Source organism: Bdellovibrio sp. HCB209 (assembly GCF_047306065.1).
Lineage (GTDB): Bacteria > Bdellovibrionota > Bdellovibrionia > Bdellovibrionales > Bdellovibrionaceae > Bdellovibrio.
The window spans coordinates 2,291,450-2,311,826 of sequence record NZ_CP178618.1 but is presented as its reverse complement, the minus strand read 5'-3'; the positions used below and the strand labels follow the sequence as shown (position 1 = coordinate 2,311,826).

Below are 20,377 nucleotides of genomic sequence, written 5' to 3'. Positions count from 1 at the left end.
GCGTTATGAGAAAAATACTTTCTGTCATTATCTCTATGATGGGAATCACAGGTTTGGCTCATGCCAGTGAAGAGTCGTTGGTCACGGTCAGTAAGGACGTACCAATGGCGGTGAACTCTGTTTCCGCCGGGGAAGCTCTTTCTGGGGCGCCTGCCTCGGGGACTGTGACTCGTTCTGGTCGTGGCACTATGACAATACGTTTGGTGAACTCTTGTTTTGCGACCAACCTGCGTGCGGTTTCAAATCCCCTTGCGCGAAGCTCGACTATAAGTGCGGATATAAATATTAGAGTCGGTGGTGCGACATATCAGCTGTTTGCAGAGTATCCCGCAGCCTTAGTGGGAGCCAAAGGAAGTGGAAATCCCACATCAGGCCAAGTGGGCTACTTTAACCCTAGCATAGCCGGCGTAAAACCGGTGGGCGGAAAAGTCTCCGCTTACGGAAATATTGTGGAGTTTAAAACAAGCATTCCCACTTCTGTGAGCGTCGATAACGAAGCCAATATTACAGTTTCTAAAGACCCGGTGGCTCTAGGTGATTTGAGTTTCAAACAGACAGTTCAGGATTGTAGTGCCGAGCCAGTGTTTGGTGATTACGGCTGGTCTTCAAAAATGCCAACATATGCCTGCGGTGAATTTATGGGCAAAGACGGTGAGATCACTGCGACGTTTGGTGGCTTTAATGTTTCACCTGATCGTTCTTTAGTCGAACTATTTATTAGTTTTCCCGGAGAAACGGGTTTCTGCGGAGGCTTCTGGTCTCCGCTGATGGTTTTCTTTGATGAAAAACTTCCGACCTTCAATACCATCTCTGATTTCCCTTTAAATCCAGCAGGAAAAACGTATTGGCCGGATGCCAACAGTCCGGGATATTTCCTGGCGATAGACCATGATAAGAATGGCAAGATCGATAAAAAAGACGAGCTATTTGGTAACAACAACTCTGCGAAAAATGGTTTTGAAGCATTAAGACAGTTCGACACTAATAAAGACGGCGTGATCGACGCCAAAGATAAAGACTTTGGTAAACTTGTTCTTTGGAATGATAAAAATGGGGATGGTGTCAGTCAGCCGGATGAGTTGGTAAAGGCTAAGAATAAACTCACCAAAATTTCTTTGAAGTACACTGTAACTGCTGAGAGTCGTGGGAAAGCCGAAATCCGCGAGCGCGCAAAGTTCTCGTACAAAGATTCAAAAGGTAAAACCAAAACCGGGAATATCTACGATATCTGGCTCGCTCCTTATGTGCCGACAACACTGGCCGAGACTAAATAGTCTCAGCCAGGTCTTGGGATGGGGAGGGAGCTAGGTTAGTTCATAGACTCCAGTTGTTCTAGTTGCGCTGCCAATTGCTCAACTTCATCAGCGTCTAAATCATTCGTACAAGCGAATTGGAACATTTTTTCGAAGTCGTCTTGTTTGCTAGGATTTTGAGAAATAAAGTTCAATGAATTCGCAAGAATTTTTGACTCTTGTGCTGGAGTTAAAGTCAACTCTGCAGCAATAGCCATTGCTTTCAAACCAAGCTCGATACGAACTTGAGGTTTAGCGTTGCTTGTAGCAGCTTTAAAATAAGCGTTGCAGCTTTTGTCTTTGTTAGCAGCAAGTGCCGTTGTAGAAATAATCATAGTCATAACGATCAATAGTGTTTTCATAATAAACTCCTTTGTTATTTAAGCATCTTATAAAATCCACTCCGCTTAATCGAGCGACCAATCCTGACGAAGAATGCGGCGTAGTTTCGCCGATTTAAAATAAGCCCCATTTTAGTTGATCTCGGTCTTCTAATGGCCTCAATCTGAGGGTGGGTCTTTTTTATGGCTGTAAGTATATGAAACTAGGGCTAAATCCTCGTCAGGATTGGTCGCTCGAAAGTTCTGCTTAAATTCTGTAAAACCTATTTCATCGAATACGAACGTTTTTAATAAGTACAGGAGATTATATGAAATCAGTTTTACTGTCTTTTATGTTCTTAGTGACAACGGTAGCGGCTCACGCTGAAAGCTTTCAATATGTAACTGCAGGTCTTGAAGCTTTAGCAAAAAACTCTCAATCAATCCGTTCTGAGCTGGGTCTTTATGTTCCGACAGATGCAGATCTATCTAGATTTATGCATCCTGATGAGATCCGTGAATTCAGAGAAAATACAATGGGTCTTACGATGGAGAAAAGCGTTCAATACGTGATCGCAACTATTGAAGGTCGTGAAGTGTTGCTTCGTTCATCCAGCGTTCAACGTGATGGCGTGTTCAATCTAAAAGCATCCGGTGGTCTTGAGTATGTTTACAATGCTCCAGGCAATGAATTCCTGAGAGAGCTTCAACAAGAACGCTCCGGCGATATTTTGAAGTTAGAACTGACTGTTCGCGCAGACGGTACTTTCGAATACAAAGCCTCTCTACAAAACATGTGGGACGGTAAGGACACACCTGTTGGTGATATGTACCGTGTCCGCGAACAAAGCTTGATCAACAAATCAGGATCGATGAAGTTTGTGAACTCAAGCAAAGCTATGTCTTGCTCGAAAGTTTTTTAAATCGGAAAACTTGTCTGCGCTACCAAGAGCCATATAGAATGCAGTATGCGAACTATTTGGCTCTTTCTGGCTATTCTCGGCACGGTTGTGCCATATTATTTCTTTCTGCCGTTTCTTATGAATCAGGGGTTGGATCTTTCTCTTATGATGGATCTACTCTTTGCAAACAGTGTCTCCCGATTTTTTGCGGTAGATTTAATCATCTCATCAATTGCGTTTTTGCTGTGGTCTTATGGCGACTCTAAGAAGAACAATGTCACCGGATGGTGTTTTGTTCTGGTTGCGAATCTTACTGTAGGGTTGTCTTTAGCTTTGCCGCTTTATTTCTTTAAGCGTCACTCAGCTGAAAAGTAAATGGTGCGCCGGGGGGGACTTGAACCCCCACGCTTGCGCATACGCCCCTCAAACGTACGTGTCTACCAATTCCACCACCGGCGCGCACCGAAAAGAAAGGCTCTTATATAAGAGCTAAGGGACCTTAAAAGTAACCTTCTGAAGCCGTCAGAGTCAATAGGTTGCAATGCAGCACGATTAAGCCCATTTAAACGGGTCCAGTGAACCGCTGGTTCCCAGTTTGCCCGAAAAAATCGCAAATTTATTTTTTCCGATTAACCCCTGTTAGGGGGCAGATCGTCTTACTTACAACAGAGCATGGATGCTCTAGAGGGGGATGAAGGCCACGGAAGGCCAGCTGATACCCTCAAAAAGGAAAACGATCTTAAGAAGGAGGTACGAAAAATGGAATTAAGAGAAGTCGCAGTTTTCTGCCTCTTTTACTCAGGAGTTGTCTTGTACACCCTGTGGCTGACGGTGGCACAAAAGCCCGAACGAGTGAGATCTCGAAAGTAGTTTTAAATTTTAGGTTTGCGGATCATGAAGGTTTGGTGGTTCCCTTCAAGATCCAGGGGGAGCAGGTGCTCCCCCTTTTTTTGTTTATCATCCGCGCTCTTTACCTAGTAGAATTTGTGGGTGAGGGCAGTTATGAAAAGTTCAGGTTCATGTCTTTGTGGGAAAATTCAATTCGAAGTCGACGGAGCTTTTGAAAGCTTTTTTCTGTGTCACTGCAAACACTGCCAAAAAGATACGGGCTCAGCCCACGGCGCTAATTTATTTTCTGCTCAAGCAAAATTAAAATGGATTTCTGGTGAAGCTAGCGTCAAGACGTTCAATCTGCCATCCACAAGACACGTTAAAAGTTTTTGTCAGGAATGTGGATCGGCGATGCCGAATCTGCAGATGGATGGAAAACTTTTGGTGGTTCCAGCGGGGAGTCTGAATACTGAGGTTGAGATCAAACCCACAGCTCATATCTTTTGCGCAAGTCGTGCATCTTGGGAAGATAGCTTGGCTCAGACGCGAAAGTTCGAAAAACTTCCGTCTTAAAAGATGAAGATAAGGGGAGCAGATGCTCCCCTTACTTTTTGTATTATTGGATAACGTAAGCGCGAATTGCCGCTTCGGACTCTTTCGCAAGCTTAGCTTCTGGCCAGCTTTCGTTTTTCGCAGTTTCTTCGATTGCGAAAAGTTTCGGCCACAGGTCACCTTCAGGATCTTTAAAGCCAAGTTTCAATTTTGGATTTTCGGCGCGAACTTTTGCCCAGCTTGCACGGATGACTTTCCATCCGCTCTTGTGTTCAGTCCACCAGTTAGCAGCAGCTTGGCATTTTGAATCGTCGACGCGTTTGTAAGTGTTTTCACCGCGCTCTTTCGTGAAGGCAGTAACTTTGTCTCCATCTAGGCGAAGTTTTTGGCTGTCTTGTTCATGAATCCATCCGTCTTTTGTGATCATTTGACGATTGCGACGCTCAATAACCTGGTAGTCACTGCGTTTTGTGTATTCACGACGTGGAAGTGGATTCCATGAAGTACATTCCCAGAATTGGCTCTCGCCAGTTTGAACCCATTTTGCAGCACACTCATATCTAGGAGCATCGTCGACTTGAGTGACACTTTGTAACCAACGTCCTTCAGACTCTTCCGCAGAAAGGGCACGTTGTTGCCAAGTGTTGTTACCTTTAAACTCCAAGAGAGAAGTCGGCTCGTAGTGCCATTCCTGACGCCAGTGTTTTAAAGTCATTTTTTGGTCTTTACCCACGATCAGGATGTGTTGCAAACCTACGTGGTTGTTTGTCTCTTCATCAACGACAACATATTCAAGAGCTTTCGAGTGATAAGGAGCCGTTGTTTTATAGCCCTCGATCAAAGGGAAAGTTTCAACGAAGTTAAATCCCACCTCGTAACATCCTTGGAATGATTTGATGTTGGATTTTTCATTGGAGATGTCGCGGCCGTGAGCTGCGAAACTAACAAGTGTTAAAAGTGGAAGCATGAAAAGCTTTTTCAATGGTGGCTCCTTTCAAAGATGTTGAGAGGCTAGCAGGCACCCTAGAAATTGAGTAACTTTTCAAACTCATTGAAAGGTAAATGAAAACAAGTTGTCTGTATTGTGGGAAATGACATGACTTCGATGGAGTCAGGTGAGGTGCGCATCGCGGAAAATAAAAATCCACTGCCGTTTAAGGCAATGGATTTTCATTGATACATTTAGAATGTCAGCAAACTAGCTACCAGAACCGTATTCTGGTTCCCAACCGTTCGTGCGATCTTTTTCACAAACATAACCGCAACGACCGAAGCCGCCTTTTTTGAAACCTTTCCAGCAGTATTTGTGCATACGGTGGTAACCTTCACCACAGTTTACACCATCAGCTGGACGACAAACAGTCCACTCTGGTTCATCACCATGAGCTGGTGATTCAACTTTGCAAACCACATCTACTTTTTTCAAAAGAACATCGCCGTTCGGTTGAACGTGCATAGTTCCTTCAAAAGCCATTGCTGTAGAACCGATAAGGCCCACTGACAAAATCATCGCAAACAAACGTTTCATATATCTCTCCTATATGTTGTTGATCTGAATCGTTTAAGAATTGGGCGGACTTTATGTATCGGCCTCAGTGTTTACAAGTGCTATCGCCGTTTGTTATCGCGGTTTAATGAAATCCTGACATAGGAAACGCTCTTCGAGGTGTGTTCTTAAAGAGAGCAGTTGTGTTCACAGAGAGAACACTTGTGTTCATAAAGAGAACGCTAGAGCTGCGGCAGATTTGCCGCACTTTGGGGCAAGAAAACTCTGAGAGTGAAGATGAGTATGGTAAAAATTCTCTCGTACCTGAAACCCAAATAATAAACAGGAGTATTTATGAAAGCGTTTAATCTAGTAGTTCTTATGATGGCATCACTTGTTTTCAGCTCGGCTCACGCAAGCTCTGGACAAGCACTGCGTGAATTGACTAAAGCAGTTCAAGTATCTCAAGGCATTCTTTACAGTGGCACAGTTGAAGCACAAATTTGTGATGATCAAGAAAGCTCACAGTACCTTTTGTTTGTGGATAAAGATTCAAAGATCTTGGCTGTCTCTGTAAATCTTGGATTTACGGCCTCTAACGGAGACGAAGGTTGGATGTCAGCTGATACAGCGGAACTGATCGATATCCTACAATGCACTCATGCAAAAGTGCGTATCTACTAAATAAAGAATTGATCGAGCTGCTTGAAGTACCAATCTTGAAGCGGCTTTTGTAGGGCCAAGGAGTTTAACATTTGCTCCTTGGTTTGTACTTGTCCAAAGCGTGCTGAAAGATCTTTATCAGCACAGAACTTAATCCAATCCACAGTGGTCTCAGGATGAAATTGTGTGGCGATAATATTTTTGCCAAAGCGATAGGCTTGGTTTTTACAAAGCTCACTGCTCGCAAAAAGTTCAGCTCCCGCAGGTAAATCAAAAGTGCAGAGATGAGATTGGAAGGCTTGCAGAGTGCTTCCGTCTTGCATGCGAACCGGAACAAATCCTGACTCCCAGCCATTGGGATTTACAAAAACTTTTCCACCTAAAACCTCAGCCAGCAATTGCGAGCCAAGACACAGTCCAAAGATTTTCTTATTCTCTTTGATCAAGTCCTTTAGAAATTGTTTTTCAGTTTTAAGCCAAGGGTACTTGTCTTCTTCAAAAGCATTTGCAGTTCCTCCGCAGATCACGACGCCATCGACAGTCGCGATATTGGGGGCAGAGCCGCCCTCTGCCGGGTGCCAGTATTCAACCGCGATGTTGTTTTTAGCGGCCCATTCAAGAGTGGAACCTGGCGGAACTGTGGGCTGATGCTGGATGATTAAAAGCTTTTGCATGTGAGTTCATGCTAGCGATAAGTAGCTAATTTTGCTAGCTGTTTAAGTCTTTGACGGCTGCTTTGTCTTGGGCGCGAACCTATTCGCTATAAGGTGGGACTTGGGTTTGCTTATAAAGCTCTTATGGCATTGGTAAAACTCGTTGTGACCTCAATTATACTCATTGGCTTTTCTTGGGCTCAGGCTGCCGAGAAGTGCGAGTATGTCTTTTCTGAGGGGCCATCGGCTTACCTAGAGTCTTCCCGTAAATTCATCGGTAACGAATTTAATCTGGTTTTAAACGACGCCAATATGGTGTTGTTTGATCGTATCGTGAATAAGCAGGGGGAGTACAACCTTGCTGATCAAAAAGAGTTCTTTGCGATGTTGCGAGATCTTGGCCGCCATGATGTTAAACAAAAACGCGAAGTGGAGATCTTATTAGATCGTAAAGTTTCCTTTGAAGAGGCAACAGCACTGCGTATAGCTCGTGGCCTAGGGCGTACAGAGAAGGGTCTTAACGAAGACCTTTTGGCTTTTGGTGGGAACTACACCAAAGATCAAATCGTACGTAAGGACCGCGTCCTGGAGCTTGCAGGCTTTTCTTTGGAAGAGCGCATGGCTTTGCAAGGTAACAAGCTGGTTGATGATATTTTAACTCGCTATACGGCTGACAATCTGATTTGGGACAATATCTCGGAAACTCCAGCGCAAGCTGTAGCGATGAACAAAGAATTGATCTCGCAGATGAATCAACTCTCCCAGCAGGTATCCAAAGACGGCAAGAAGTCTGCCCTGACAGCTCGCGAAGCCAAGAAGCTTTACGAAGAAGTCACTCGTCATCCGATTACAAGATTATTGAATGTTAAAAAATACGATCCAGATAGTGCCATGGGGTTTTGCTTTGGTCGCGCGATGACCGCGCACTTCGAAGCTCTGCGCTTAGGGGTGGCTAAAGAATCCATCCGTAAGGTTTATGTCGTTGGAGCGATGAAGGCCTTGGTTGGCGATATCATCTGGCAATTCCATGTGGCGACCGCGATCAAAGGTGCTGATGGCGGTTGGTGGGTTGTCGATCCATTCTTTGGCAAAGTAGTGAAGTTAGAAAAATGGTACGAAAGAATGTACAGCCATGATACTAAAGGGACTTTGCGTATTTACGCTTCTGATGCGACTCGCTTGGGTGCAACTAGTGGTGGGCATTATGAAAAAGCCCATCTGATGATGGACTATTACAATGGCTATTTTAAAGACCTCTTCAAGTACTACGACTTGAAGGCTAAAAACGAAGTGCCCGCAAAGCCCCTGCGTATCAAGTTAATGGATTGGGCTTTGTCGGTCATCAATCTGGGAATTTAATTAAGCTAGTTGCTTAAGGATATCCGCAACGCTTTCTTTCACTTCAATTTTATCATGAACATCAAGGCTGAAACGGATCACTGTCACCACAGTTTTTTCAGAGCCTTCAGTTCTTTCAACCTCAGTCAAAAAATGGATGTGGTCTGCATTCAGGTAGGTCACTTCATATCCGCGAGTCACTTTAACAAACTTCATATGTTTCTCCTGCTAAAACGGTAGCTCGTTTTAAGGACAGGCTCAATAGAAACAATTAAGAATAACTAGTGATTCGGTAAAAGCTTGGTAAAGGACGGATCAGAAAGCAACGCTTTGCAGATCTGCTCGCCCAGAAGCTTGCCCGCAGCTACGTCGGACGGGTAATGAACACCCACGACTGTGCGTAAAGTCCCTAAGCGATCCCCATACTTTAAAATGGTGTCAGCGCGATCGGGATAAACCGCCGCCATAATACACGCATCCATCATGCTGACCGTCGCATGCATGCTTGGGTAGGACTTGGAACCGCCTGGAGGCGGGATGCAAGGGCGCAGGCGAGAGTAGTCGCTATAAGGACGTGGACGGTGATAGCGCTTTTTAAAATTTTCGGAAATTTTCGTGGCTAAACTTGAAGCTTGAATCAAAGGACGTTGAATTTTAGCGAACTCTTCAGAGTTTAACAGGCCGGAGTTTTTATAAAAGGCATCGAATGTCGGAGTCTGTTGTTTTTCAGCGAGGGCGCATTCTTTTTCCGTGCGACGATTTTGCAGGTCAAACATCGTATCGACTTCGGCTTTTTCAACAGATGATTCTGAAACTGGAGGATCTTGCATTGAGAAGTCATTAGCCGAGATTTGTGTCCAATCGGCTTGAGATATCAATGGAAGAGTCAGGACTAGAGAAACCAAAAGCATCAGTTTGTTCATACGAAACTTCTAGCCCTGACGCCAGGTCGATACAAACAAAATACGCAGTCCTAACGGAACCCTGTAATTAGGTGCCAGGTCCTCGTTACGGACGCGCCGCTTCTGTAACAACGACAGCTCGTGGAGCCTTAGCGAAGCGCTCGAGGTAATTCTGGGCGTTGAAGCGGCCAATGCCGATGTCGGCTTTGATGGCTTTTGTGAGGGCTTCTTTAAAGGAGTCGTCCAGCAATTCTAAATCACGCAGCGATGCGCTTTCGGAATAGTCTTTAAGGACTGCTTCGGCGGCTTGTTGGCGAATTTTATTTTGTAGTACACGAGGGGCTTTATAGATCAGTACTAGGTTTTCAAAGTAGTCCGCATTGATCGAGTAACCTTCGTTTCTATGAGCACAAGAAAGCAGCTGGTTGAATTTAACATGAGCTGGGTTAAGAAGCGCGTTCTTGCGAAGGGCTACCATATCCTCTTTATTCAAAACAGACTTTGAGTTCGTGCAGATATTTTCTGCTTCAGAACTCAGTGGTAAAGCACTGAACTGATAATTTTTAGGATTGTTGATCTCTTTCGATAAGCACGTAACGTTCTGACCACAGACTGCGCGCAAGTTCATCGCGACTCTTACGGCTTTGTAGCTATTCAATAGTTTTGCGTGATTCACTTTAGAATAAAGACTGTTGAATGAACGAATCGCAGTTCTTTTCAAAATGGTCTCAGCTTCAGCGCGATTGAGTGACGGCAGTAGGGCCTTCATATTGGCGATAGTCCCTGAAACCATCGGAGTGGCTCCACTGGTCGCACCAAATGTATCAGCCTCGCCACTGCCATTAATGGAGGCTTGGTAGCCATCGGCGGGAGCTAGGATATCGAGCTCCTTTGATTCTTGAGAATAGATCGTTTGCAAACCACGTGGCGAGTAAGAGCCTACACTAATCACATGCGGAGTCACTTCGTAATCAGCGATGGGAGTGGGGTGATCATTACCCGCAGCCAAAACCCAGATCAAGCCATGCTCGTCCAGCATTTTTGTAAGCTCGGTGATGCGCTCACCAGGCCAGCCCATGGAGTTTGAAATTATTTGCGGAGCAACAGGCAGTTTTGAAATGTCTTCGATGGCGCCAAAATAGAAAGCTCCCGGAGAAGTTCTGCGTAGTTGCACATAATCAACCAATTCAGAAACGGAAATCATGCCTGGGCCATTGATGATATTAACAACCTTGGTGCCGTGGTTAGCGCGCATACGGCGACCGCGGTCTTGTTCCTGATCAACCGGGATGTCATGGATAAGATTCACGTAGGCTTTTTCAAAGCCACCATCATAGACTGCGAAAGGCACAGGGGTGAGGCCTGGGATTTGGCGAAGCTCTTCCTTAGCAAGGTCGGCACCCACGTACTCTTGCGCCCAGTAAGGGGAAAGCTTGCTACCCTCTACATCAAGGGGCTTACGAGCCTCGAGCTCCACGAAGGCGTGGGCGAGGGAGGAGGCAAGTAGAATAAGGCTCGTAAAGAGGGCGCGGGCTTTGAACATCATGGCAAGGGACCTTGCTAGAGGTGTTCCAGGAAATGAGCCCTTCAAAGTGATTAGGATGGATTAGGCAGAGCTTTTCAGAATGAAAAGCTCAATAAGGCCGTCATGTCTAGGGAGTAGACAGTTAGTCGAGGAAGGCTGTTTCGGGAGAGAGGACTTCCTCGCCCTCAGAAGTCGTGGCCTTTAGGAATTCGTCACTGTCGCGATTGATGCCGAGGCTCACCGTAGCCACGCGGTAAAGCTTGCCAGTTTGGTCTTTCAAAATCAGAAAGTCGACGGGACCCGGGCCTGAATCCATCGTCGTCACGCCATGCTTTGTCACGGAGATGTATTTCACGATTTCAAATTCAAGTTTGGCATTGGGATCTAGTAAAGATTTTGTGCCGCGCTCGTTGTTTGAGTATTGAACTTCAACGATGTGGTTTTCGTATTGCTTCATTTCAGGGAGGCAGGCGTAGTCTGCGCTCGGGCCAGTGATCAGAGCCGCTTGTTTAAATAAATGAAGTTTTGCAGTTTTAAAGCGCGCAGAAACTTCGCGCTCTTCTTCGGTGTAAATGCAGGTGCGAGTCAGTGACCCGTAATAGCTATAGCGAGCTGCGACCGCAACGATGACAATACCAACGACACCCAGGACGATTTTTTTCATATTGTTGTTCATATTAAAATCCTACGGTGTCGTTTTCAAAAATACTACTATTTCTTAAAGACTAGGAAACCATCATCCACGGGAACAGTTGTTCCATTGATGGCTTGTGCCGCATCTGTGAATAGAAATGCGACCACGCTGGCAACTTTGTCGGGTTCAATCAGACGTCCCCGCATATGTTGTTTGCCCAAGCTGTCCTTGATTTCTTTGTTGTCGCCCAAAATCGGAGTGTTGATAAACCCAGGGGCCACGCCGACCACGCGAATTCCATGGGGAGCAAGTTCCAGGGCCGCAGATTTACTCATCATCACAACGGCGGCTTTGGCTGCATTGTAATTAAAGCTTCCCTCCGCCGCCATGGTTCCGTAAATCGATGCGGTGTTAACAAACGTGCCTTTCGATTTCAGTTCCACCATTTTCTTAGCGGCATAATACATTCCGTAATAAACGCTGTGTTGATCGACCTCGATCACTTTCATGTACGATGCTGGGTCCATTTCTAAAAAAGGTTTCACTAAGCCGATTCCGGCATTATTGAAAATTCCATTTAATGTTCCGAATTTTTCAACGGCAAAATCGACCATCGCTTTGACTTGATCTGCTTTGGATACGTCGACTTTGAAATGGTAAGAGGCAACACCGATTTCGTTAAGCTCCTCTGAGGTTTTCTCCGCACCTTGTTCGTTGAAATCGGCGCACAGAATTTTGGCGCCTTTCTTGGCTAAGGCAACGGCTGAATCGCGACCGATACCACTGGCTGCTCCCGTGACGATGATGACCTGATCCTTCAATTCCATAAAACTCCCTTTGTTTGCAAAGTCGATTTTAGGTTTGAACAAGGGTGCTCTCAAACTCTCTCGGAGTCCCTTGTGAAATTGCATTGACGGGATTTTCTGAGTGTTTCTGAAATTGAAAAATATCCCGACACAAACAGCAAGATAACCGCTCGAGAGTGAGCACTCAGTGTCTACGTTTTGGTCAGTTCTGAATTATCTGTCCCTCGATGAGAACGCGGTTTTAGCTTCCGCATGGGACTAGTATACTAAGGGGTATGAACGCACTTAAGTTATTTAGCTTTGGACTTTTGGTAGTGATGGTAATCGGTGGAGGATACGCTCTCGTGAGTGGTTCTGCTGAATATCGTGCTCAACAAGACTCTAAATCAATCGTCATTCACATTAGCTCTGCCGCAGCGACACCAGGCGAGTAATCTCCATTTTTGACAAGATCTTTAAAGGCTGTTAAGCTTTTGCCTGTGAAGTATTCAGGTCTTATGTTTTTATTCGCATTCCTTTTCTTTGCGTGTTTTCCACAGTTGGAAATCGCGGGGAGTGGTGATGCGTCAATCTCATCTGTTCAGCGTTTCGTTCCGAATACATCCGTTGCCTTTGAATTATCCAGTGGCCTTCGCTTTTTCAATAAAGCAGATCGCTTTCAATCAGATTATACAGTTGTTAAAGAGTTCACCCTTGAAAATCCAGAGATCGAATACGGTCATTTGGATCCGCTTTCCTACCGCCATCAAAGTCTTTGTGAGTTCAATTGGTCCCAGTCTCGGGCTCCGCCAGCTTTCATCGCATAAACCACGGTCTTAAAAATTAGTTTTTAAAAACTTAACTGTTTGCGCGTGCGCAAATGGATTGGATTTATTCGTATGGAACAAAAAGTATCTGAAAATGCTCCGCCAACACCAAAAACAAATGATGCTCGTGGCATTATCCTGCTGGGTGTGTTTGTAGTTTTACTTATTATTTTTAAAGTATTTGTGTACCCGCATTTTGAATAGCGGTTGCACTCGAAAGGCCCCGGTTGTCCCCCGGGGCTTTTTTAACTCAAGCAAAGTGAGCTTGGTCGGTCGCGACAGTTTCGCCGTTGACTTGAACTGTATAAAAAATTGGAACGGCTTTAGATAGCATGGCCGCAGTACCACTGTACTGATGAGTGGAGCGTTTAGCTGCTTCCACAACTTGAGTGGCGTCAATATTTGCGCCTTTCACGGAATAAGTCAGATCAATGCGGTTGAAGATTTTTGGATGAGTTTCTGTGAGGCCCGCACGTGCTTCTAAATCAAAGCTATCGTAAGTCACTTTGAATTTTGCCATGAGGTCGACAACATCGGTGCCCGTGCATCCGCACAAAGCAGCTAGTACTAACTCCTTAGGACTTGGACCTGCGGATTTTGCGTCTGCAATGGCGACGTCAAGGTCTCCTTGCATACCACGTACTTCAAATTTAAAATGATGACCATCTATCCTGTGAACTTTTGCGCGCATTTTTTACCTCTGAAAATTTATTAAATATCTTGCGTTCTGGTGGGTCAACTGCGAGAAGTAAATTATTGTTTTTTATTATTACCTGGAGAGACCATCATGTTAAATCAGTCTGTTTTACGTTTGTTAACTTCGTGGTCTGCGGTCATCGGTTACTTTGCTTTCCTTTCAACATGGATGAATGATGTGACTTCTCCCATCATGTTGGGAGTTTTGTTTGTTCTGTTCTTTGCGGTGATCTTGTGGTCAGCCTTTGGAGTTGTTCATGAGGCCGAAGAACTTGCGCACGTTTTGGGCGAGCCCTACGGAACTTTGATTTTAACATTGTCTATCGTGATCATCGAGGTCGCACTGGTTGCTGCGGTGATGTTGGGTTCTGGTGCGGCACCAACCATGGGGCGTGATACGATGTTTGCGGTCTTGATGATCGTAATGAACGGTGTCGTGGGTCTTGGTCTTTTCATTGGTGGCTTTAAACATCGTGAACAGTCTTACAACCTTCAAGGTGCGGCTTCATATTTGTCGGTTTTGATTCCTTTAACTTCTATTGCGTTGATCTTGCCAAACTTTACGACGTCTTCTTCTGAAGGAACTTTGTCGTTCTGGCAATCTACTTACTTCTCAGTCTTCTCGATTGCTCTTTACGGTGTTTTCTTGATCACTCAAACAGGTCGTCATCGCGCGTTCTATGTTCATCAAATTGAAGGCAAGGTTGACGAAGATGTCGATGCTCCACGTCCGCCAATTGATTGGAAGCAGATGCGCAACCATTTGCTTTTGTTGTTAGCAAATATTTTGCCGATCGTTTTGTTATCTAAGGGCTTAGCAAAAATCTTGGATGCAGAAATCAAAGCACTCGATTTGCCATTGGCATTGGGGGGGGTGGTTGTCGCAGCGGTGGTATTTGCTCCAGAAGGTATCAGTGCGATCCGCGCCGTTGCTCGTAATGACTTACAACGTACTATCAATCTTTGCTTAGGGGCTGCGACATCAACTGTCGGCTTAACGGTTCCGGTTGTTTTGGCAATCGCTTCGATCACTGGACAAACGGTGATCTTGGGGTTGGCTCCGCGTGAAGTGACTTTGCTGGGTGTGACTTTGATTCTCAGTACTCTGACGTTCTCAAATAGACGAACTACGATGCTCGAGGGAACGGTTCATTTAGTGCTATTCTTTGTGTATCTCGTGCTTGTTTTCAATCCGTAAGTATTAGTATTTATATAAAACAAGAACCTATTTGATACGCTCTTAAAATATACTGCTTACAATTGTGAAAGCAGTGAGCGCATTTCCCATAAGCACCGATAAGATTGATGCATGCAAAATTATCGGCGCGTTGCTCTGACATCGCTATTTTCATTGATCACATTCGCGAGTTCAAAAAGCGTGGCTGTGGCGTGGAACTATGCAAACACTCCAGGCACCTATGGTGATATTGAATTCACCACCAGTGGAACTCTGCCGGCGGGGACGTACACATTTAACAATCTCACAATCAATTCAGGTGTGACGGTCACACTTACTGGAAACACCTCAACGACCGAAGGTAGTGGTGTTGTTATATTCGCGGCGTCCGTGAATCATCTGGGAATTATTAATGGTAATGGTAAAGGATTTTCGTCGCAAGCGGGCCCAGGTCCCGGCAGAAGCGGTAGTTCGGGTTCAGGGGGCAGTCATGGTGGATTGGGTGGTTGGGGTAGCAATGGTAGTAACCCGCCAACTATAGCCTATGGATCAGCCGTTGAGCCGACGGCCTTGGGATCGGGCGGTGGTTCGGGTGGAGGTGGCGGTGGCGCGGGTGGCGGTGCAATTAAAATCATTGCTACTGGCAGTATCAACATTGGCGGAGCTATTAATGTCAACGGTAGTGCTAGCCCAGACCCATGGAGCGGCGGCGGAGCTGCTGGCAGTATTTGGATTGAGGGCGACGCAATTACGGGCTTGGGTGCGCTGAACGCCAAAGGCGGAGCTGGTGGCGGAGCAGGCGCTGGTGCTGGCTCCGGCGGTCGTATCTATCTGGCTTATCAAAGTTCACGCACGCATAGCGGAGCTTTGGATGTAACAAGTGGCGGTGGTACTGCCATGTACGGCTCAGGAATTGTAGTAAAAAAATCCTCGCCAACCAGCTTGACGATTCTCGTGAACTCGACTCTTTCAAATGGGACTTATACCTACAACGATATTACGATTCCAGCCGGTGTAACGGCTACGATGACTGGGATGGGATATCCCGGTCAAAGTGGTCCCGGAGCTGGCTCTAACGGTTCAGAATCGACAGGGGCAAGTCACGGAGGCGTGGGGGGCGGTACAAGTCCTCCTGCGCCTTACGGAAATGCAATTGCACCTACAACCTTGGGCTCTGGCGGTGGCAGTATGTCGGCTAATACGGGCGGTTACGGTGGCGGTGCCATTAAATTCGTCGCAGCAGGAACGATGACCGTATCGGGAACATTATCGTCAAATGGTTCCGCAACATCAGGTGATGCGTGGACTGCTGCTGGCTCTGGTGGTTCTATTTGGATCGATGCCGGCACATGGGCGGGGGGCTCTTCGGGTGCAATCACGGCGAATGGTGGGGGATATGGTGCAGCTGTTTTTAATGGTGGTGCCAGTGGTGGCAGAATCTATATCGAATACTCGACAAAAACATATACAGGTGCGACTCCCGTTGCGAGTAAATCAGGATCGGCAGTTAATGGCAGCGCTATTTTGAAAGATAAATTAACAGGTTCCTATGACTGTAATTCGCAAACCATCACAGTGGATGCCAGTGCTATAAGTTCTATTTCAAATATTTCAGTGACGGCGGTATGTTCTCTGATTGTGAACGGTGATTTGTTTCCTGTTAGTGTCAGCGTTTCGGGCTCTGGTGCAAAGCTGACTGTGAATGGAAATTTATTGGTTACCAGCACCATCGATATCAGCAGTGGTGGAGCACTGGTAATAGGAAGTAATAAATTGTCCGGTGTCGGTTATATCGTGTCTGCCGCGTCAGTAACGGTGGGAGCCGGTTCTTCATTCAATGCCGATGGAATGGGTTATAATAATGGCTTGGGGGCGGGTGCAGGGGGAATAGGAAATGGCAGCGGTGGCGGAGGTGGGTACGGCGGAGCCGGCGGTAGTGGTTACAATGGAGCCGGTGGTGCCACTTATGGTTGGGCCGTAAATCCAATTCACATCGGATCAAGTGGTGGTAATTCAAACACAGGATCACCGCCTGATAGTATCGGTTCCGCTGGTGGTGGCGCTATTATTTTAGTTGTACCAGGAACAGTTCAGGTTAATGGAACTTTGAGTGCGAATGGTGCTAACGGGACTAGCATGGCGGGGCCCGGATCTGGTGGAACTGTTAATATTGTAGCGGGGACAGTGCAAGGCACAGGATATATTCGTGCAAACGGTGGTGCTGGTAGTGCACCGATTGGTGGAGGTGGTGGTGGGCGCATTTATATCGTCGCTAACACGTGGAGCTTCACCACTGCAAATGTCACGGTTGCGGGAGGAACGGGTACAGTTGCCGGCAGTGCGGGATCTTTTCCCGGAGTAGTGACAGCGACAACCGCCACAAGTTTAGATTTTGTGGAGCCTTTGCAAAGCTCCATCAGGAAAAATGCAGTCTTTGATCCCATTCCCATCATCGTTGGTAAAGATGGATCAGGAAGAGTAGATCGAAACTTTTCTTCAACGGTTACCTTCAGTGCGTTTTCGGATGCTGCTTGTACAATTCCAGCTTCGGGAACATTGACGAATTCGAATGCTGATAATCCATTGCAGTTTGCACCCATCAACGGTGTCGGAATATTTCCAGGAGTTTACTATAACACATCTCACACGGTTTACGTTCAAGGTTCTGCCGGAGCTTTGAAAACACCGTGTGAGGAATTGATTGTCGGCGGTTCTGTAGCGACGCATTTGGTATTCACGATTCAACCTGCTGATACAACACAAGCGAATGTCGTGATGGCAAGACAACCTGTCATTGAAGCACGTGATGCCGACGGAGTGGTCGATACTCTTGCCAGCATTTCTGCTTTAGGGGTGTATTCCGATGCGACCTGCTCAACTTATGTTGGCTCTCTTACGGCGGGGACTGGAAGTAATACGGCGGGAGTGACGACGTATTCGGGGGTAAGGTATACAAAGTCTGGAGTGTTTTATCTGAAGGCGAGTTCGACGACCGACGGTATATCAGTGGTTGGGTGTTCACAAGTATTTGAGATCACTCCGGGTGCTGCAACAAAATTGGCTTTTGAAACATCACCGGGCACTTCCGTCGCCGGCAGTAACTTTACTCCGCAGCCGGTGGTGGAGGTTCGTGATACATGGGATAACTTGATACCATCGGCGACAGATTCCGTTTCGTTCGTCGTCGTGGCAACCACGGGAACTTGCACATCAGCAGCGACGGTTGCAGGCACTTTCACGGGTGCAGGTCCTTATACCGCCATCGGCGGGCAGGTAACTGGTTCAGGAATGTCTTTCACCAAGGCGCAGGCGGTGCGTTTGCGTGCGACTGCTTCGGGATTAACGACAGGATGTTCTTCTAACTTTACAATCAATGCGGCGGCATTAGCTGATCTAGTTTGGGTGACGCAGCCGCCGGCGGCAGCCAATGTTAACGTGAACTTTTCTTCTCCGGTGGTCACAGTAGGTGGCCGCGATATGTACGGCAATACAAGAACTTTATCGAGTGGTACATTTACGTTGGCTAGTTTTACGGATGCGAGTTGTGCAACAGCGGGAGTGCCTGCTGATCTAACCACTTCAGGAACTGGATTTACGAGCGGCAACTGGAGAGTGAACACAGCGACCTATAAAAAGGCAGGCACATTCTATTTTAAAGTAAGTACATCCGGTGCAGAAACACCATGTTCAACGGGAACTGTGTTTACTGTGAAACTAGCACCATGGTTCTTCCGCGGTTATTAGCCGCGGGTTTGTCCATCACCATCAATCAACCAGCGCGCGTTCGTAAGTTCGCGCAAGCCCACAGGGCCACGCACGTGCAGCTTCTGTGTACTAATGCCAAGCTCTCCACCCAATCCAAATTCAAATCCGTCAGTAAAGCGGGTGGAAGCATTCCAGTAAACCGCCGCCGCATCGATGTCTTGTTGGAAGGTACGAGCTTTAGCTTCAGACTTCGTAACAATGGCTTCCGAGTGTTTGCTGCCGTGAAGTTCAATGTGCGAGATCGCTTCCTCGAGTCCCTTCACAACTTTGCAGTTAATGATCAGATCTAGATACTCAGTGTCCCAGTCTTCTGATTTGGCCAAAGTCACGCGTGGCTGATTTTTTAGGATTCCCTCTGAAAGGGGGTCCACATGCCACTGCAGTTTTTTGTGTTCAGTTTCTTTATATAACAACGGCAAAAACGAAGAGGCTACTTTTTCATGAACTAAAACAGTCTCTAAAGCATTACAGACACCAGGTCGTTGTGTTTTAGCGTTGGCTACAATTTTCGCTGCCATTTGCAGGTCAGCGTCCTCGTCCACGTAAGTGTGGCACATACCGCGATCATTCTTAATGATCGGCATCAGGGCTGTGCGCTGAACATAATCAATCAGTTTGTCGCCGCCACGGGGCACGACGATATCGATCATGTCTTTGCGTTTTAATAGTTCCTCCACCAAGGCGCGGTCATAATTTTCAACGCCATGAAAGGGCAGGTTTTTAAAACCTAGATCCTGCAAGGTCTCATTCATCAGCTTATAAATTGCAGAGGCACTGTGTTTAGATTCAGATCCCCCGCGAAGCAAGATCACGTTTCCAGATTTAAAAGCCAATGAAAACGCCTCTAAAATAACATTCGGGCGAGATTCAAAAATCATAAAAATCACACCGAGGGGAGCACGAACTTTTTTAAGCAGCAGTCCGTTTTTCAAAGTCTGCTTTTCGATTTCTTCGCCAACAGGATCTGGCAAAGCAGCCACTTGCTTTAAGCTCTCGACCATTCCGTCGATGCGTTCTGTATTTAATGTCAGACGATCGCGAAATGCTGGAGCCGTATCAGCTGCCAAGGCTTCTAAATCTTTTTTGTTAGCAGCAAGAACTTCAAGCGCGCGTGCTGAAAGATTCTCGGCGATTTTTAAAAGAGCCTGGTTTTTAAGATCGCTCGTCAGTTTACGTTGCTCACGGGCCGCAGACTTTAGGGATTGCAGTACTGACTCATTTGCCGAGTTCATGACGACCTCCGAATTGAGTGCCAATGCTGTCGCCTTGGGCGATATGCAAAAGGTTGCTAGGAATATCACCGCGTACCAAGTGTGTGATGATTTTTTCTTTACCAGCCATTTCAGCCGCTAAAAGTTTTGAATACATCCCACCAGTGCCTACTTTAGAAATTGCTTTGCGATCTGCCAGGGCGAATTCTGCCTTGGTGACTTTCGGGCGATAACGAACCAATGTCGCATCGGGATTCTTATTTGGATCCGAGTCAAACAAACCATCTACATCCGTCATCAGAATCACACGTTCAGCTTTCATCATCACTGCGACCTTTGCAGCGAGTGAATCGTTATCACCGAACTTGATCTCCTCAGTGGCAACGGCATCATTTTCATTTAAGATAGGGATGACCTTCCACTTGATAAGCTCAGTTAAAGTGTTTTGCAGGTTTTTACGACGAACGGGGTCTTTCATATCTCCCGCAGTTAACAATACTTGTGAACCCAAAAGGTTTGCGGACTGCAAAGCCAAAACATATTGATCCATCACCAAGGGTTGACCGATGGCGCTCAAAGCTTGCTTTTGCGGCAAGGTTCTTTTCGCAGCTTTAAAGTTAGTGCGTGAAACAGCCCAGGCAATAGCACCCGAGGTGACCCAGATAACATCGATGTTATATTTCTTTTTAAGTTGTGCGACTTGCAACATCCAGGCACGCATTAACAGCGGACCTCCGTCGCAAACCATTTTACTGCCAGCTTTAATAACCCAACGTCGACTTTTTGCCATAGCACTCATCCTTGAAACGCACGAAAAA

The 20,377-nt window shown here is 46.3% G+C and carries 23 protein-coding genes and 1 tRNA gene; 11 read left to right on the top strand and 13 right to left on the bottom strand.

Going from position 1 to position 20,377, the window contains the following annotated elements:
* The first annotated feature begins 5 nt into the window (after positions 1-5).
* Positions 6-1,274 carry an EF-hand domain-containing protein gene (locus ACLVWP_RS11345; protein WP_413557364.1) on the top strand — a complete coding sequence of 423 codons (1,269 nt, stop codon included), beginning with the start codon at positions 6-8 and terminating at the stop codon, positions 1,272-1,274.
* 35 nt (positions 1,275-1,309) lie between these two features.
* Here the strand turns inward: ACLVWP_RS11345 and ACLVWP_RS11340 are convergent, their stop codons facing one another.
* On the bottom strand, positions 1,310-1,654 hold the full coding sequence (locus ACLVWP_RS11340) for a hypothetical protein (protein WP_413557363.1): 345 nt from the start codon (positions 1,652-1,654) through the stop codon (positions 1,310-1,312).
* Between the two features lie 287 nt (positions 1,655-1,941).
* Between ACLVWP_RS11340 and ACLVWP_RS11335 the strand changes: the two genes are divergently transcribed.
* Together ACLVWP_RS11335 and ACLVWP_RS11330 are read left to right on the top strand one after the other, a co-directional pair.
* A complete protein-coding gene (locus ACLVWP_RS11335; protein WP_413557362.1) occupies positions 1,942-2,535 on the top strand; it encodes a hypothetical protein in 594 nt (197 codons plus the stop codon).
* A 45-nt stretch (positions 2,536-2,580) separates the two neighbouring features.
* Positions 2,581-2,889, top strand: a complete 309-nt coding sequence (locus ACLVWP_RS11330; RefSeq protein WP_413557361.1) for a DUF2834 domain-containing protein — start codon at positions 2,581-2,583, stop codon at positions 2,887-2,889.
* Position 2,890: 1 nt separating this feature from the next.
* Here the strand turns inward: ACLVWP_RS11330 and ACLVWP_RS11325 are convergent.
* Positions 2,891-2,973 (bottom strand) — tRNA-Leu (locus tag ACLVWP_RS11325).
* Positions 2,974-3,516: 543 nt separating this feature from the next.
* On the opposite strand from ACLVWP_RS11325, the gene ACLVWP_RS11320 reads away from it, so the two are divergent.
* Complete coding sequence (locus ACLVWP_RS11320; RefSeq protein ID WP_413557360.1) at positions 3,517-3,918, top strand: GFA family protein; 402 nt, start codon at positions 3,517-3,519, stop codon at positions 3,916-3,918.
* Positions 3,919-3,961: 43 nt separating this feature from the next.
* Here ACLVWP_RS11320 and ACLVWP_RS11315 read toward each other — a convergent pair whose 3' ends face one another.
* Positions 3,962-4,879 carry a DUF6607 family protein gene (locus tag ACLVWP_RS11315; protein ID WP_413557359.1) on the bottom strand — a complete coding sequence of 306 codons (918 nt, stop codon included), beginning with the start codon at positions 4,877-4,879 and terminating at the stop codon, positions 3,962-3,964.
* A gap of 216 nt (positions 4,880-5,095) precedes the next feature.
* Positions 5,096-5,425, bottom strand: a complete 330-nt coding sequence (locus tag ACLVWP_RS11310; RefSeq protein ID WP_413557358.1) for a hypothetical protein — start codon at positions 5,423-5,425, stop codon at positions 5,096-5,098.
* 312 nt (positions 5,426-5,737) lie between these two features.
* Between ACLVWP_RS11310 and ACLVWP_RS11305 the strand changes: the two genes are divergently transcribed.
* The gene (locus ACLVWP_RS11305; protein ID WP_413557357.1) at positions 5,738-6,067 is read left to right on the top strand and encodes a hypothetical protein; all 330 of its coding nucleotides are present in this window, start codon (positions 5,738-5,740) and stop codon (positions 6,065-6,067) included.
* On the opposite strand, the gene ACLVWP_RS11300 is transcribed toward ACLVWP_RS11305, so the two are convergent.
* The gene (locus ACLVWP_RS11300; protein ID WP_413557356.1) at positions 6,064-6,720 is read right to left on the bottom strand and encodes a type 1 glutamine amidotransferase; all 657 of its coding nucleotides are present in this window, start codon (positions 6,718-6,720) and stop codon (positions 6,064-6,066) included. The genes ACLVWP_RS11305 and ACLVWP_RS11300 overlap by 4 nt on opposite strands.
* A gap of 123 nt (positions 6,721-6,843) precedes the next feature.
* Here ACLVWP_RS11300 and ACLVWP_RS11295 point away from each other — a divergent pair, with 123 nt between their 5' ends.
* Complete coding sequence (locus tag ACLVWP_RS11295) at positions 6,844-8,058, top strand: hypothetical protein (protein ID WP_413557355.1); 1,215 nt, start codon at positions 6,844-6,846, stop codon at positions 8,056-8,058.
* Here ACLVWP_RS11295 and ACLVWP_RS11290 read toward each other — a convergent pair whose 3' ends face one another.
* From ACLVWP_RS11290 to ACLVWP_RS11270, 5 genes are all read right to left on the bottom strand, one after another.
* A complete protein-coding gene (locus ACLVWP_RS11290; RefSeq protein ID WP_413557354.1) occupies positions 8,059-8,253 on the bottom strand; it encodes a hypothetical protein in 195 nt (64 codons plus the stop codon).
* Positions 8,254-8,318: 65 nt separating this feature from the next.
* Positions 8,319-8,960, bottom strand: coding sequence for a phosphatase PAP2 family protein (locus tag ACLVWP_RS11285; protein ID WP_413557353.1), 642 nt, complete (start codon positions 8,958-8,960; stop codon positions 8,319-8,321).
* Positions 8,961-9,045: 85 nt separating this feature from the next.
* Positions 9,046-10,485 carry a S8/S53 family peptidase gene (locus ACLVWP_RS11280; RefSeq protein ID WP_413557352.1) on the bottom strand — a complete coding sequence of 480 codons (1,440 nt, stop codon included), beginning with the start codon at positions 10,483-10,485 and terminating at the stop codon, positions 9,046-9,048.
* Positions 10,486-10,606: 121 nt separating this feature from the next.
* Positions 10,607-11,140 (bottom strand): hypothetical protein, encoded by a 534-nt coding sequence (locus ACLVWP_RS11275; RefSeq protein ID WP_413557351.1) that lies wholly within the window; start codon positions 11,138-11,140, stop codon positions 10,607-10,609.
* Between the two features lie 35 nt (positions 11,141-11,175).
* A complete protein-coding gene (locus ACLVWP_RS11270; protein ID WP_413557350.1) occupies positions 11,176-11,925 on the bottom strand; it encodes an SDR family NAD(P)-dependent oxidoreductase in 750 nt (249 codons plus the stop codon).
* 254 nt (positions 11,926-12,179) lie between these two features.
* Between ACLVWP_RS11270 and ACLVWP_RS11265 the strand changes: the two genes are divergently transcribed.
* From ACLVWP_RS11265 to ACLVWP_RS11255, 3 genes are all read left to right on the top strand, one after another.
* Positions 12,180-12,338: a hypothetical protein gene (locus ACLVWP_RS11265; protein ID WP_413557349.1), complete on the top strand. Its 159-nt coding sequence runs from the start codon at positions 12,180-12,182 to the stop codon at positions 12,336-12,338.
* Between the two features lie 45 nt (positions 12,339-12,383).
* Complete coding sequence (locus ACLVWP_RS11260) at positions 12,384-12,710, top strand: hypothetical protein (RefSeq protein WP_413557348.1); 327 nt, start codon at positions 12,384-12,386, stop codon at positions 12,708-12,710.
* A 72-nt stretch (positions 12,711-12,782) separates the two neighbouring features.
* Positions 12,783-12,914 carry a hypothetical protein gene (locus tag ACLVWP_RS11255; RefSeq protein ID WP_413557347.1) on the top strand — a complete coding sequence of 44 codons (132 nt, stop codon included), beginning with the start codon at positions 12,783-12,785 and terminating at the stop codon, positions 12,912-12,914.
* Between the two features lie 46 nt (positions 12,915-12,960).
* On the opposite strand, the gene ACLVWP_RS11250 is transcribed toward ACLVWP_RS11255, so the two are convergent.
* Complete coding sequence (locus tag ACLVWP_RS11250; RefSeq protein WP_413557346.1) at positions 12,961-13,401, bottom strand: OsmC family protein; 441 nt, start codon at positions 13,399-13,401, stop codon at positions 12,961-12,963.
* 96 nt (positions 13,402-13,497) lie between these two features.
* Between ACLVWP_RS11250 and ACLVWP_RS11245 the strand changes: the two genes are divergently transcribed.
* The gene (locus ACLVWP_RS11245) at positions 13,498-14,604 is read left to right on the top strand and encodes a calcium:proton antiporter (RefSeq protein WP_413557345.1); all 1,107 of its coding nucleotides are present in this window, start codon (positions 13,498-13,500) and stop codon (positions 14,602-14,604) included.
* A 111-nt stretch (positions 14,605-14,715) separates the two neighbouring features.
* Positions 14,716-18,327 (top strand): beta strand repeat-containing protein, encoded by a 3,612-nt coding sequence (locus tag ACLVWP_RS11240; RefSeq protein ID WP_413557344.1) that lies wholly within the window; start codon positions 14,716-14,718, stop codon positions 18,325-18,327.
* Here ACLVWP_RS11240 and ACLVWP_RS11235 read toward each other — a convergent pair.
* Entirely contained in the window at positions 18,324-19,580 is a 1,257-nt protein-coding gene (locus tag ACLVWP_RS11235) for a glutamate-5-semialdehyde dehydrogenase (RefSeq protein ID WP_413557343.1), read from the bottom strand. The two genes, ACLVWP_RS11240 and ACLVWP_RS11235, sit on opposite strands and share 4 nt — an antisense overlap.
* Positions 19,564-20,349, bottom strand: coding sequence for a glutamate 5-kinase (proB, locus tag ACLVWP_RS11230; RefSeq protein WP_413557342.1), 786 nt, complete (start codon positions 20,347-20,349; stop codon positions 19,564-19,566). The genes ACLVWP_RS11235 and proB overlap by 17 nt, the downstream gene beginning before the upstream one ends.
* Between the last annotated feature and the right edge of the window lie 28 nt (positions 20,350-20,377).